Annotated in this window: 10 protein-coding genes; 5 read left to right on the top strand and 5 right to left on the bottom strand. The window is 72.0% G+C overall.

Features of this window, described 5'->3' with window-relative positions; genetic code table 11:
• The first annotated feature begins 35 nt into the window (after nt 1–35).
• Complete coding sequence (locus HUO13_RS13585; protein WP_211901727.1) at nt 36–776, top strand: SIS domain-containing protein; 741 nt, start codon at nt 36–38, stop codon at nt 774–776.
• Nucleotides 777–832: 56 nt separating this feature from the next.
• On the opposite strand, the gene HUO13_RS13580 is transcribed toward HUO13_RS13585, so the two are convergent.
• The 5 genes from HUO13_RS13580 to HUO13_RS13560 form a co-directional block, all read right to left on the bottom strand.
• Nucleotides 833–1651, bottom strand: coding sequence for an enoyl-CoA hydratase/isomerase family protein (locus HUO13_RS13580; protein WP_211901726.1), 819 nt, complete (start codon nt 1649–1651; stop codon nt 833–835).
• 146 nt (nt 1652–1797) lie between these two features.
• Complete coding sequence (locus tag HUO13_RS13575; RefSeq protein WP_009942935.1) at nt 1798–2007, bottom strand: helix-turn-helix domain-containing protein; 210 nt, start codon at nt 2005–2007, stop codon at nt 1798–1800.
• Nucleotides 2008–2231: 224 nt separating this feature from the next.
• Nucleotides 2232–3860 carry an ABC-F family ATP-binding cassette domain-containing protein gene (locus HUO13_RS13570; protein ID WP_211901725.1) on the bottom strand — a complete coding sequence of 543 codons (1629 nt, stop codon included), beginning with the start codon at nt 3858–3860 and terminating at the stop codon, nt 2232–2234.
• A gap of 357 nt (nt 3861–4217) precedes the next feature.
• The gene (locus HUO13_RS13565) at nt 4218–4892 is read right to left on the bottom strand and encodes an acVLRF1 family peptidyl-tRNA hydrolase (protein WP_211901724.1); all 675 of its coding nucleotides are present in this window, start codon (nt 4890–4892) and stop codon (nt 4218–4220) included.
• Complete coding sequence (locus tag HUO13_RS13560) at nt 4882–6462, bottom strand: deoxyguanosinetriphosphate triphosphohydrolase family protein (RefSeq protein WP_211901723.1); 1581 nt, start codon at nt 6460–6462, stop codon at nt 4882–4884. Before HUO13_RS13560 ends, HUO13_RS13565 begins: the two co-directional genes overlap by 11 nt.
• Before the next feature lie 82 nt (nt 6463–6544).
• Between HUO13_RS13560 and HUO13_RS13555 the strand changes: the two genes are divergently transcribed.
• The 4 genes from HUO13_RS13555 (at nt 6545) to HUO13_RS13540 (ending at nt 14364) form a co-directional block, all read left to right on the top strand.
• A complete protein-coding gene (locus HUO13_RS13555; protein ID WP_211901722.1) occupies nt 6545–7729 on the top strand; it encodes a lycopene cyclase family protein in 1185 nt (394 codons plus the stop codon).
• 943 nt (nt 7730–8672) lie between these two features.
• On the top strand, nt 8673–10469 hold the full coding sequence (locus HUO13_RS13550) for a GGDEF domain-containing protein (protein WP_211901721.1): 1797 nt from the start codon (nt 8673–8675) through the stop codon (nt 10467–10469).
• A gap of 537 nt (nt 10470–11006) precedes the next feature.
• Nucleotides 11007–13409 carry a GH92 family glycosyl hydrolase gene (locus HUO13_RS13545; protein ID WP_211901720.1) on the top strand — a complete coding sequence of 801 codons (2403 nt, stop codon included), beginning with the start codon at nt 11007–11009 and terminating at the stop codon, nt 13407–13409.
• Nucleotides 13410–13500: 91 nt separating this feature from the next.
• Nucleotides 13501–14364, top strand: coding sequence for an MOSC domain-containing protein (locus tag HUO13_RS13540; RefSeq protein WP_211901719.1), 864 nt, complete (start codon nt 13501–13503; stop codon nt 14362–14364).
• Nucleotides 14365–14498: the final 134 nt, after the last annotated feature.

Here is a 14498-nt window from a genome sequence, read left to right as displayed (position 1 = left end):
CGGAACCTGTTGTCGCCCACCAGGAGCGCCCGCCCATGCCCGAGAACGCGTCCGCGTCCGCACACGCCGAACACAGCCTCGCCCACCTGCGCGAGGTGGGTGAGCACAACGCCGCCGGACTGCGCGACGCCGCCGCCCGCCTGCTCGACTGCATCCGCTCGGACGGCCTGATCTACACCGCGGGCGCCGGACATTCACTCGCCGGAGTGATGGAGACCTTCTACCGGGCGGGCGGGCTCGCCGCCGTCCGCCCGCTCTACCACCCCGACCTGCTGCCGCTGCACGGCGCGGTACCCAGCACCAGGACCGAACGCCGCACCGGACTGGCCGAGCTGGTGATCACCGAGGCCGGGTTCCGCGGCGGCACCGACGCGCTGGTGGTGTTCTCCAACTCCGGGGTCAACCCCTACCCGGTCGAGCTCGCGATGTCGGCGCGCTCGGCGGGCTCACCGGTCGTCGCGGTCACCTCCCCCGCCGCCAGCGCGGAGGCGCCCAAACGCGCGGGGACGACACTGGCCGAACAGGCCACCATCGTGCTGGACACGATGGTCCCCGGCGGCGACGCGAGCTACCCGCCGCACGCCCCGGTCACCGCCCCGCTGTCGTCGCTGACCAACGTCCACGTGTGGAACCTGCTGCTGGTGGAGCTGCACGACGCGGCCCGCGCGGCGGGCGTCGACCTGCCGGTCTGGCGCAGCTCGAACACCGTCGGCGGCGACGAGGCCAACGCCGCCAACCTGGCGCACTACGGCAAGCGGGTGCCCGGTCTCCAGTAACCCGCGGACGCAGAAGGGCCCGGTGGTCACCGCCACCGGGACCTGCGCACTCATGGTCAGGCTTCGTGCAGCTCGATCATCTCGGTGATGCGCCGAAGCTGCGCCGAGCGTTCGGCGGCCAGCTGCTGCTCCAGCTCCACAGCCTCCTCGGCCTGGGCGAGCAACGCGAGTGTCTCGCGGGCGGCACCGGCCGGCGGCGCGGCAACGGCCTCGGCGAGCTCGTCGGCGGCGCTGTCCAGCTCCTCGGCGGGCACCACCGAGTTGGCCAGGCCGATCCGCTCCGCCTCCTCGGCCGTCACCTCGCGGCCGGCCAGGCAGATCTCCACCGCCTTGGCATAGCCCACCGCCCGGACCAGCGGCAACGTGCCGCCCAGGTCCGGTACCAGGCCCAGGGTCGTCTCGGCCATCCGCAGCCGCGCGTCACTGGCCAGCACCCGCAGGTCGCAGGCCAGCGCGAGCTGGAACCCCGCGCCGATGGCGTGGCCCTGCACGGCCGCGATGGTCACGCGGTCGGGATCGCGCAGCCAGCTGAACCCCTGCTGGAAACCGGCGATCTCGGCGTCGGCCTGCTCCGTCGGGCGTCTGCCCAGCGACATCACGCCGGGCGAACCCTCGACCTCGTCGAAACCGAACAGCCTGCGGTCGAGTCCGGCGGAGAAGGCCCTGCCCTCACCGCGGACGACCACGACCCGGATGTCGGAATCCAGGCTCTGACCGATCTCCCGCAGCGCGTACCAGGTCTGCGGGGTCTGCGCGTTGAGCTTGTCCGGACGATTCAGAGTGATCGTGGCACGCCGACCCTGGATCGTGAGCCCCACACCGCCACGATCCAGCAGGTCGGCGTCCACTGTCGACTCCGCCACGCGACCCTCCATGCAGATTTGCGTTGATCGGTCGGCGCCAAGCGTACCCGCCGATCAAGGAGCGGCCGCGTGAGCAGGACATCGACCTCACCGGGCGGCTCGGCGCGCGATCACGCCCCGTCCGGCCTTGCGCGGTCGGCGACAGGTGTCGCTCGTGCTCACTTCTTCTTGGTCCGGGTCGCGCCACCGCGGCCCCGAAGCTGCACGCCGGATTCGCTCAGAACCCGGTGGACGAATCCGTAGGACCGGCCGGTCGCCTCCGCCAGAGCGCGGATACTGGCCCCCTTCTCGTACTTCTTCTTCAGGTCACTGGCAAGCTTGTCCCGTGCGCTTCCGGTGATACGCGCACCTTTCTTCAGGTCAGCCACAGTGTCCCCGCCTTCCCTCCGAGCAGGTCGGGCCGCTCGCGACCCCTGTCAGCGCAATGATCGAACAGGAAAGCCGCAAACGCCAGGCGATCATGGAAAAAGATCCGGCGCCAACCGAGGTTCACGCCCCGTCGATCACCGGAATGCACTAATCCATACGTAGTAGCCCCGGGACTCTGCTTGCTCGTGGTATCGGCACCCGATTCGGGGGCCCCACGCCTCGCTCAGGCGAGCTGGACCAGCTCCAGGTAGTCCTGCGACCAGTGGTCCTCGGTACCGTCCGGGAGGAGGATCACCCGTTCCGGTTGCAATGCCTCAACCGCTCCGGGGTCGTGGGTGACCAGCACGACCGCGCCCGTGAAGCTGCGCAGGGCGTCCAGCACCTGCTCGCGGCTGGCGGGGTCGAGGTTGTTCGTCGGCTCGTCGAGCAGCAGGACGTTGGCGGCGCTGGAGACCAGGCCCGCCAGCGCGAGCCGGGTCTTCTCGCCACCGGAAAGCGTGCCCGCGGGCTGCTGCAGTTGTTCACCGCTGAACAGGAAGGCGCCCAGCAGCGTGCGAAGCTGCTGCTCGGAGGTGTCCGGCGCGGCGCTGCGCACGTTCTCCCACACGGTCGCGTCGTGGTCCAGCGTCTCGTGCTCCTGGGCGTAGTAACCCAGCCGGAGCCCGTGACCAGGCACGATGGCGCCGGAGTCGGGCTTTTCCATCCCGCCCAGCAGCCGCAGCAGGGTGGTCTTGCCCGCACCGTTGAGGCCGAGCACGACGACCTTGGAGCCGCGGTCGACGGCCAGGTCGACGCCGGTGAAGATCTCCAGGGAGCCGTAGGACTTCGACAAACCGTCAGCGGTCAGCGGCGTGCGACCGCAGGGCGCCGGATCGGGGAAGCGGATCTTGGCGACCTTCTCCTGCGCCTGCTCGGCGTCCAGGCCGGATACCAGCTTCTCGGCACGGCGCGCCATGTTCTGGGCGGCGACCGCCTTGGTCGCCTTGGCGCGCATCTTGTCCGCCTGGGCCATCAGCGCCGACGCCTTCTTCTCGGCGTTGGCGCGCTCTCGCCTGCGGCGCTTCTCGTCGGCGGCCCGCGCCTCCTGGTAGCGCTTCCAGTCCATGTTGTAGACGTCGGCCTCGCCGCGGATCGCGTCGAGGAACCAGACCTTGTTCACCACCGCGGCCAGCAGGTCGACGTCGTGGCTGATGACCACGAGTCCGCCGTCGTGGGCCTTGAGGAACTCGCGCAGCCAGTTGATCGAGTCGGCGTCGAGGTGGTTGGTCGGCTCGTCCAGCAGCAGCGTGGTCGCCGACCTGCCGCCCGGCCCCGCCTCGGAGGCGGCGAACAGGATGCGGGCGAGCTCGACGCGGCGCCGCTGCCCACCGGAGAGCGTGCGCAGCGGCTGGCTGAGCACCCGGTCGGCCAGGCCGAGGTTGCTGCAGATCCGGCCCGCCTCGCTCTCGGCGGCGTAGCCGCCGCGGGCGGCGAAGCGCTCCTCCAGCCGCCCGTAGCGGGCGACCGCCTTGTCCCGCTGGCGGTCGTCGGCCAGCTCGGCCATCTCCGACTGCGCCTTCTCCATGTCGCGCAGGAGCTGGTCGAGGCCGCGGGCGGAGAGCACCCGGTCCTTGGCGGTGACCGACAGGTCGCCTTCGCGCGGGTCCTGCGGCAGGTAGCCGAGCTCCCCGCGGCGCAGCACCTCACCCGCGTACGGCTGGCCCTCGCCCGCGAGCACGCGCAGCGTGGTCGTCTTGCCCGCGCCGTTGCGGCCCACCAGGCCGATGCGGTCGCCCGGCTGGACGCGCAGCGTCGCTTCGGACAGCAGGATGCGAGAGCCCGCACGCAGTTCCAGGCCGGTGGCAGAGATCAAGGAAAACTCCGGAAGTCGGTGGTCGAGCGTTCACACACGAACGCCCACCGGCCGGGCCAGGACAAGGCTCGAAACCGGTGAGCGCGGTCGCCGCTAATAGGCTTGCCGGGTTCTTCTGTTAACCCGAACCCGGACTACGGGGCGCTCACGAACCACCCGTCGAGTGTACCGGTGGCCGTCCAGCGGATTTCCGGCCACCTGAATCGGCTTGCTCACACCGCGCGGGGCTTTCCGATGGCAGCGGGCTGACGTGCAGGACACTACCCGTGCGTATGCGGTTGCCGTCACGGATCGGTTCGTCACCGGCAGTGTTGGGATCGCCACGCTCCGCAGGCTGTCGCCGTATACGAGTGCCGCTCAGGCGTCGTGGATCTCGACCTCGACCGCGATGGCGCGGCGGGCCGCCTCGTCGAGGACGGTCCGCCTCGGCTCGGGCACGTCGAGCACGCGCGGCTCGGCCGAGGCCAGCAGGGTGGTCAGCCTGGGGTCCGCGCGCAGCGCGTCGAGGGCCTGGCGGTCGCCTCCGAGGACGACGGCGTCGAGCTCGGCGCGCTCGGGCAGCAGCACGCGGGCGACCGCGTCGGCGGCCGCGTCGAGCGCGCGCCGCGACTGGCCTTCCCTGCGCCGGGCGAACCGCTGCTGCGACCAGCCGCCCGCCTTGTTCCTGCCGTGGACCAGGTGCCGGTCGGTGCTCGAGCGCTCCACCCGCCCGCCCCGGCTGACCCCCACGCTGTGCGCGCCGAGCCGGACCAGCACCAGACCGATTGTGCGCGGTGTGGTCACGTGCTCGACCAGCGAGGTGACCTCCAGCCCCTCGGCATCGCCGTGCGGCGGGGCCAGCGGAGCGAACGGGACGTCGACCGCCGCGCGGGCACCGTCGGCGGCACGGACCTCGACCCGCTCCGGCGCGACACTGGTGCCCACCGCACCGCCGTGGCCGTCGGCGAAGCGCCGGAACCAGCCCTCCAGCCGTTCCGGCGCCACCTCCACCGCGCGGCCACCACCCGGGAGCTGCCTCGATCTAGAGGACAAACGTGTCGCTCCACAACTGCGTCGTGCGACCGGACAGCGCCTCCAGCAGTGCGGCGGCCTGGTCGTCGGTCAGCGACGCGATGAAGTCGACCACCGCTCGCCCGCGGGCCATCCGTTCGAGGTGCTGTTCGCCCTCGCTGCCGGTCGGCAGCGCTTCGCCGGGCCGGACCAGCAGTTCCGGCTCCTGGGCGCGCAGCTCCTCGAACTCCGCGCGGGCGCCGTCGAACAGGTCTCGCAGCCGGTGCGGGAGGCGGGCCGACTCGCTGCGGTCGATCAGCCAGTTGTCCAGCGCCTCGACCAGCTTGCTCAGCAATCTGTCCTGGCCGCGCTGGTGCAGCGCGAGGTCGGGGCGCTGGAGGACGAAGTGGCGGTGCACGAACTTGAGCACCTGCACCTCGTGCCACTGGTCGACCGCGAGGGCGACGTGCCCGGACCGGGTCGTCGGGTGCTCGTGCAGCTCGATGCCCTCCACGAGGCGCTGCGTCCACTCACCCGAGAACGCCGCGACCGACTGCTCGGCCTGCTTGGAACGGTCGAACGGGACTTCCAGCAGCTTGGTGACCAGGTTGGCCACGACCTTCTTCACGGCGCTGACGAACGCCTCGTCGTCGGCGATCCACGAGTCCTTGGCGTGCAGCCTGCGCCGCAGCCACTCCAGCGACCGGCCCTGCCGCGGGCCGGCGCCCGCGAGCTCGGCGTCGGTCAGCGTGGCCAGCTCGGTGAACTGCCCCAGCCACGCGGTCAGCTCCTGCGAGACCGTGGTGTGCTGGAGGATGCCGACGCGGTGGAAGTCCTCGAGGTCGTGGATCGCGTAGGCGATGTCGTCGGCGGTGTCCATGATCGACGCTTCGACCGTCTGCTGCCAGTCGGCGATGCGGCCGGCGAAGGCGGCCCGGCAGTCCCGCATGTCGCCCAGTTCGGTGACGTAGCAGGAGAATTTCGCCGAGCCGGTGCCCGGCGCGTCCTCGGGTTCGGACGCGCCGCGCGGGGGCGAGGGCATGTCGCGGGGGTGCGGATGCGGGCGGGAGAGCCGCGTCCACGGGTACTTCAGCAGCGCCGCCCGGACGGCCGCGGTCAGGTCGAGGCCCTCGGCGCCGACACCGCGCACGTCTATGCGGCTGACGATGCGGAACGACTGCGCGTTGCCCTCGAAGCCGTCGGGCAGGTCGAAGCGCTGCCGGGCCAGCCGGTCCAGGACGCTCTCCCCGAGGTGGCCGAACGGCGGGTGGCCGAGGTCGTGTCCGAGCGCGGCGGCCTCCACCACGTCGACGTCGCAGCCACCGAGGCGCTCCAGCAGTTCGACGTCGCGGCTGCTCGCCGAAAGCCGCTCGGCCAGAGCCCGGGCGACGTTGGCGACCTTGAGGCTGTGGGTCAGCCGGTTGTGCAGCAGCAGCCCGGAACCGCTCGGGCTGACGACCTGGGTGACCCCACCCAGTCGGGCGAAGAACGCCGAGCTCGACACCCGGTCGCGGTCGGCCCGGAACGGGCTCGCCGCGAGGTCGCCCGCCGGGTGCAGGTGTCCGGTTCGTTCGCTTCGACGGCTTGTCCTGTCGGTTTCCGGCTGGTGCATGGCCACACGTTATAGAACGCCGGTCGGAAGGCACGCACCGCGACGGGCGTGATCTGATGCTCACGTGGTGGATGTCGTAGTCGTGGGTGCTGGACCCGCCGGCCGCGCCGTCGCGGCGGCCGCCAGCGATACCGGCCTGCAGGTCGCCCTGATCGACCCGAACCCGCGGCGGGTCTGGCCGCAGACCTACGCCGCCTGGTGCGACGAACTCCCGGCCTCGGTGCCGCAGTCGGCGCTCTCGGAGGTCATGGGCCGGATGCGCGCCTTCGGCACGACCATGCACGAGTGGCCGCGGGCATACGCGGTCATCGACAACGCGACCCTGTGGAAGCACCTCTGGCGCGACGACGTCACCGAGATCTCGGGCCGCGTGGTCTCCGCCGAGCACGGGTCGACCGGTTCGACGGTGCACCTCAAGGACGGTCGCCGCATCGCATCGGCCGTCGTCGTCGACGCCTCGGGCGCGGCCCGCGTCCTCTCCGGCGGCAGACCGCCGCGCACCTCCGCCCAGCAGACCGCGGTCGGCGTCGTGCTGGAGGAGCACGAGGCGGCCGGGCTGTGTCCGCGGGGCACCGGCCTGTTCATGGACTGGCGGCCCGCGCCCGACACGCGAGGCGGCTGGCCGTCGTTCCTGTACGGGGTGCGACTGGGTGGCGAGCAGGTGCTGCTGGAGGAGACCTCGCTGGCCAGGCGCCCCGCGCTGCCGCTGGCCCTGCTGCGGCGTCGTCTGCGGAGCCGGCTCGGCGAGGCCGGGGTCGCGATCCCGGAGGGCGCGGTCGAGGAACGCGTGCGCTTCCCCGTCGACGACCCGCTGCCCCGTCCCGGCCGCGTGATCCCGTTCGGCGCGTCGGCCGGCCTGGTGCACCCGGCCACCGGCTTCAGCGTCGCGACCTCGCTGCGCAAGGCCCCGTGGATCGCCTCGGCCATCACCGCGGGCCTGCCCGCCGGTCCCGCGGCCGCCGCGAGGGCGGCGTGGTCGATCCTGTGGCCACCCCGCGCGCTGGCCGCGCACGCGCTGCGCCGCCGCGCGTTGCAGGCGCTGCTGACGTTCCCGCCGAACCTCGTCCCGGAGTTCTTCGAGTCGTTCTTCGCGCTGCCACAGCACCACCAGTCGGCCTTCCTCTCGGTCGACCACGACCCGGCCGCAACTGCGGCGGCCATGACGGCGATGTTCCGCCGCGCCCCCTGGCCGGTCCGGCGGCAGCTGGTCACCGGCGGCCTGTCCCTCGGCCGCCCGCACGCCCATCACGGCCTGGGCGGCCTGTAGGCAGGCCGGGCGGGCGGGGTGAACGGACGCGGCAGCGTCCGGGAGCGGGCGCGCGCACCCGGCGGGCGGCGTGCAGTCGGACCGGGCGGGCACGCGCACCGAGCGGACAGACGCACCGCGCGGGCAGGCAGACCGGGCTGGCAGGCGCACCGAGCGGGGCCCGGTCGGAGTCCGGGCCTGGCCGGAGACTGGCGGTTGAGCTGGTGCGTGGCGGCCGGCTGGGGCCTGGCGGTCCGGCGGGGCCTGGCGGTCCGGCTGGGCCTGGCGGTCCGGCTGGGGCCTGGCGGTCCGGCGGGGCCTGGAAGACACGGGCCGCCGGGAATGGCTCGGCGACGAACCGAGCTGACCGCTGCGCGGAGGCAGACGCACCGGACTTGACGCATTGCGGCGCGGCCAGTGGAGCGCGCGTGGTGCGGCGCGATGCGGCCAGCGGACCGGGATGGCAGGTAGGAGCTGCTGGCAGGTCCCGCGAGGCGGCAGATTGCAACCACGCTGGGCGAAGCAGCCGGGTTCGTGGCGTGGTGAACCGGCGGCGTCGCGTGCTGGATCGCGGGCGGGGTGCTCGGTCGGGGGCAGGGTCGGTCGGGCGCGGGGTCGGTCCCGGGCCGGAGCGGCTGGGCAAACACCCCTGATCATGATCATTTTCGAAGGGTGAAAGAATTCGATCTGCACGCCCGTTCCGGAAATTGGTCGCACAATTCATGGCACGATTCGTTTGTTGTTCACCAGCGCAGTTCGAACACCCGCCCGCGTTCAGACGAACTGCGACACAACGTGGCAGAACAAACGCGTTTCGTTGTGCCGCCGGACACAGTTCCGGGGGCCTTCTGCTGTTCCCGGCTGGTCAAGCGCGTTAGTTTGGCACATTGGACCCGGCGTCCTCGGAAACGAGGAGGAGCTGAGATGTCGGTGAACAGGTCGTGAACAAGCTCGATGGAACCACATGAGTACGGGCAACATCGACTCCGTGCTTGCGCTGGTGGACGAAGTACGCTTCGCATTCCAGCCGTTGATCAATGTGAAGACCGGTGCAATCGTGGCGGTGGAAGCACTCGCCAGGCCAGCCGGTGCGCATGTGCATGACCTCTTCCGGGAGGCCGCGCGGCAGCGCAGGCTCACAGAGCTGGACGTCCAGCTCGCGGTCGCGGCCCTGAAGTCGGCATCCGAGTACGAGACCCTCCTCCCGCTGCACCTGAACGTCTTCGGCGGCACGGTCGCCCACGACCTCGCCCGCCTCGACGTGCTCGGCGAGGACCTGCGCCGCGTCGGCAGGCGCCCTCAGGAGCTCACGATCGAGATCGGGCCCCCGTTCGCGCGGCTCGACCCCGCCCAGCTCGTCGCCGGCGTGGAGAAGCTGCGGGCCGACGGCTACCAGGTCGCGCTCGACGGCGTGGGTGAGGGAGACGTTCCGCTCACGCTGATCGCCGACATGCGCCCGAGCATGGTCAAGCTCGACCGGGGTGTCGTGCAGGGCCTGCCCGACACCCAGGCGCGGCTGCCGGTGCTGGAGGCGGTGCGCCACCTCTGCGACGCCACGGAGTCGCTGCTGGTCGCCGAGGGCGTGGAGAACGAACGGCAGCTCACGGCGCTGCGCCGCAACGGGGTGCGGCTGGTGCAGGGCAACCTGCTCGCACCCGCGGCGAGACGGCCGCCGACCGTGCTGACGATCCCCGGCGTGGCCGCCGAGGTCACCGACCCGCACGCCCCCTCGGTCTCCACGCTGGCGGCCGGGCCGCGCGTGACGGAGTTCCTCTCCCCCGCCACGACGCTGCCGACCGACGTCATCGCCGACCAGGTCCGGCAGGTCCTCGCCGACCACCCCGAGATCAGCGGAGTGGTGCTGGTCGACGAGCAGAACCACCCGCACTGGACCATCGACCGCAACCGCTTCCTGCTCGCCGTCACCGGCCCGTACGGGCACGCCCTGCACGCCAGGCGCCCGGCCTCGCGGCTCGCCGACGAACCGCGGGTCGTCACCACCACGACGACGGCGATGGAGGCGCTGGGGCTGATCACCGGCTCGGACCAGTACCGGATGTACGACGACGCGATCGTCGTCGACGAGTCCGGTCGCTGCCTGGGGATCGTGCGCGCCGGACACCTGATCCGCGGCATGGCCGACCTCAAGGTGGAGGAGGCCGCCGCGCTCAACCCGCTCACCCGCCTGCCCGGCAGCGACGCGATCGCCCGCGACGTGGCCCGCAGGCTGGCCGCCGACGAGGTGTTCGCGGTGAGCTGGCTGGACATCGACGGCTTCAAGACCGTCAACGACACGGCCGGGTTCTCCGCGGGCGACGACCTCATCCGCTCGATCGGCCGCACCCTGACCGACTCCGCCGCGGGGTTGAGCTCGGTGCAGGTGGGCCACGTCGGCGGCGACGACTTCCTGATCGTGTCCGACCTGGACGACCTGGTGCCGCTTTCGGAGATCCTCCTCGACCCGCCCCGCACCGCGGGCGGCGTCGACGTGAGCCTCTCGCTGGCGACGTTCGTCTGCGCCCGGGGCACGGCCACCACCTACGACGAGGTCTCGCGGCAGCTGGCTCCGCTGAAGCGGCACGCCAAGTCGCTGCACGGGTCGAGCTGGGTGATGTCGCGCCCCGGCTCGGACCGCATCGACGTGCTGCGGGGTACGCCCACGGCGCCCGAGTTCCCGACTCAGGACTTCCCGGCGTCCCACTTCCCGACGCACGGACCGGACACGCCGTCGATGGGCGGCTTCCCGCCGCGGCCGCAGTAGGCACAGCGCCACGGCAAGACCGCTCCAGCCGGAGCGCGGGACGCAAGGGGGCGCAAGCGCCCGAAGCGTCGCGGGCGCCGTGGGCGGTGGCCTCCACGCGACGAACGCCCGAACGAGCGCGGTGAGCAGCCGAGCACCTGCTGCCGGGACAGCAACCGTGCGCAGAGCCGGCGCGGCGAGCAGGAACCGCGCGGCGAGCAGGAACCGCGCGGCGAGCAGGAACCGGGCGGCGAGCAGGAACCGGGCGGCGAGCAGGAACGGGGCGGCGATCAATCCGGTCATACCACCGATGCTCCAGAGTCGAACTGGCGTTCGCCATAGCTGGATCCGGTGAACCGCGAAGCGCTGAGCGACGGCCCCGGGCGAGCGCCGCCCGCCGCAACCGCAACAGCCCCGGATCGATCGGCGCATCGCCCTGGTCCGATCAGCCGCCGAGAGGCCGTCGATCACTCGTCCTGCGCATTGCCGCCGCACGCGGGCGCCTCTTACGTTGAAGGGGTTCAGACCCATGACAACGTTGTCGACGGGAGTCAGGTTATGCCGCAGCGCCCGCGCCGAGCCTCCACGATCGCCGTCGCGTCCCTGGCCGCGCTGGTCGCCGCGGGCACTCCCGCCATCGCGCGGCCGGCCGACCCGGTGGAGGCGGTCAACACCTTCATCGGCACCCAGGACGAGGGCAACACCTTTCCCGGCGCGTCGGCTCCGTTCGGCATGACGCAGGTCAGCCCCATCGGCACGCACTACGCGGGCTGGCGCTACGACGACGCGCGCATCCGCGGCTTCGGCCACTTCTTCCTGTCCGGAGCCGGATGCTGGGAGCAGGGCGGCCTGATCTCCACGCTGCCCACCACGGGCACGGTCGGCCCCGGCGCGGGCAACGACTTCGACACCACCAGGCCCGAGGAGTTCGACCACGAGAACTACGCGGCGGGCTACACTCACGAGGGCGAGGTGGGCGACGCGGGCTACTACCGCACCAGGCTCACCGACTACGACGGCATCGACGTCGAGGCCACCGCCGACACCCGGGTCGGGGTCGAGCGCTACACCTTCGGCGATGCCGCGCCCGCCAACGTCTTCATCAACGTCGGACAGGCCAACAAGGACAACCCGATCAGCGCCAGCGGCGTGGAGGTCGTCGACGACCACACGGTGCGGGGGTGGGTCCGCAGCAAGGGCTTCTGCGGCGGCCGCGAGTACACGGTGTGGTTCACGACCAGGTTCGACCGCCCGATCTCGTCGTTCGGCACGTGGCAGCCCGATGGCGGCCAACCCGGCCGCCGCGCGGTCTCCGGCGAGCGCGGCCTGCGCGGCGCGTGGCTCTCCTTCGGCGACCGCCAGGTCACCGCGACCACCGCCATCTCCCACGTCGACCAGCAGGGCGCCGACACCAACCTGGCCGCGGAGGGCCTTGACGACTCAGGCCAGCCGCACGGCTTCGACGAGGTCCGCGAGCGCACCCAGGACCGCTGGCGGCGCGAGCTGGACCGGATCAGCGTCCAGGGCGGCAGCGCCGACGACACGGCGGTCTTCACCACGTCGCTGTACCACGTGCTGCTGCAACCGCTGACCGGCAACGACGCCGACGGCCGCTACCGCGGTTTCGACGAGCGCATCCACGTCGCCCACGACTGGACCTACTACCAGTTCTTCTCGCTGTGGGACACCTACCGGACGCAGAACCAGCTGCTGGCGATGCTGGTGCCCGACCGCGCCCGCGACATCGCGCGCTCGGTGCTCACCATCGACGAGCAGGGCGGCTGGCTGCCCCGGTGGGCCTACGCCAACTACGAGACCAACACCATGACGGGCGACCCGGTCACCCCGTTCCTGGTCGACCTGTGGCGGTTCGGCGCGCTGACGGGCGACGAGCGGCGGGCCTACGAAGCGCTCCTGCGCAACGCGAACGAGGTGCCCCCGGCGGAGTCGCCGTACGAGGGACGCGCGGGCAACGAGTCGTATCTGTCGCGGGGGTTCGTGCAGCACGACCCGGACTTCCCGAAGAAGGGCCAGGACGTCGACCCGCACCACGGCGGGTCGGCGACGATGGAGTACGCGCTGGCGGACTGCTCGCTTTCCATCATGGCCACCGCGCTGGGCAGGCAGCAGGACGCGGCGGCGTTCGCCGAACGCGGGCGGTCGTGGCGCAACGTGTGGGACGGCACCGTGCACGACCCCGAACGCGGGTTCACCGGGTTCCCGCGCCCGCGCAACCCCGACGGGTCCTGGGTGACGCCCTACGAACCGGTCTCCGACGACGGGTTCCACGAGGGCACCGCGTGGCAGTACCAGTGGCTGACGCAGCAGGACGTGCCGGGCCTGCTGGACGCCGTCGGTGGCCGGGAGCAGGCGGAGAAGCGGCTCGACACGTTCTTCGCCTACGACAAGCTGCTCGCCGACCCGGCGCGGACCGCCCGCGAGGAGTGGGTCATCGACCCCTACGACTACTACGGGCAGTTCCGCTACAACCCCAACAACGAGCCCGACCTGCACGCGCCGTGGATGTACGCGCTGGTCGGCCACCCGGGCAAGACCTCCGCGGTCGCGCGGGCCCAGCAGACGCTGTTCACCAACGCCCCCGACGGCGTGACGGGCAACGACGACCTGGGCACGATGTCGGCCTGGTACGTCTTCAGCGCGCTCGGGCTGTACCCGGCGGTGCCGGGCACCGGGCAGTTCGTCCTCAACGCACCGCGGTTCGAGCGCGCTGTGGTGCAGTTCCCGGGTCGGCGGCCGCTGACCATCACCGCGCCCGGCGCGGACGGCGGCAGGCTGCAGTACGACGCCGGTGTGCGGGTGTCCGAGGCACCGCACGAGCAGGTGTGGGTCGGATGGGAGCAGTTGCGCGACGGTGGCTCGGTCGACCACACCCTGTCGGACCGTCCTTCGGACTGGGGCACAGGTCCGGGTGCGGCGCCGGTTTCCCCCTGCGCCGGTTAGGAGCTGCTCAGCAACGGAGTCCCCGGCAGCGCGGCCGGTGGCGCCCCGCTAGCGTGTCGGCCGGGTGTCCACCGGCCGAGGAGTCCCGCGCATGCCAGCAAGTCACGTCGGCGCCGTATCGGTGCTGCGCCGCTACCCCGTCAAGTCGATGTTCGGCGAGGTCGTCGAGTCCTGCGAGGTGACCGAGCGCGGGATCGCGGGCGACCGGGCCTACGCGCTGCTCGACGTCGCGACGGGCCGCATCGCGAGTGCGAAGAATCCGCGCCTGTGGAGGGCGCTTCCCACCATCCGGGCCGGCCACGACGGCGACCACGTCGCGATGACGCTGCCCGCGGCCGCGCCGCGGACGAGCCTGTCGACCGCCGACCCGGCCGGGGCCGGCGCCGCGCTCAGCGCCTACCTCGGCCGCGAGGTCGCGCTCGTCAACCGCAAGCCGGGCGGGGCCACGCTGCAGCGCTCCGACCCGGACGAGGTGCTGGCGAGCGGCCTGGACGCCGAGGTGCACATCGAGGAGAACGAGTTCGGTTCCCTCGCGCCGCCAGGGACTCTGGTCGACGCCGCACCGGTGCACCTGATCACCACCGCGACGCTCGCCGCGATCGACGAGCACGCCGGGTCGCCGGTGGATCCGGTGCGGTACCGGCCGAACATCGTCATTGACACGCCGCATCTGCGCGGTTTCGCGGAGAACGACTGGTCGCAGCGGTACGTGCGCATCGGTGCCGAGGTGATGCTGCGCGTCATCGTGGGCACTCCGCGCTGCGCGATCCCGACGCTGGCCCACGGCGACCTGCCGGTCGACCGCGAGGCGCTGCGGATTCCCGCGCGGCACAACACCATCACGACCGAGCGCTACGGCCGGGGCGCGGTCGCCGGGGTCTACGCCGAGGTGGTGCGTCCCGGGCGGATCCGGTGCGACGACCGGGTGGAGCTGGACACCGACGAACGGGTGTGACGCGGCGGATTCGTTGCCAGGGCGAGGAAGGCGCCATACAGTGATCGACGTGGTCGCTCCCGTGCTCCGGAACCCGGTTCCGCGCGGGCGCACGCCCGTTCTCCCGCTCTACGGCCAGGACCACAGGCGCGGTG

It is taken from the genome of Saccharopolyspora erythraea, from assembly GCF_018141105.1.
GTDB lineage: Bacteria > Actinomycetota > Actinomycetes > Mycobacteriales > Pseudonocardiaceae > Saccharopolyspora_D > Saccharopolyspora_D erythraea_A.
This window is presented reverse-complemented; position numbering and strand designations above follow the sequence as displayed.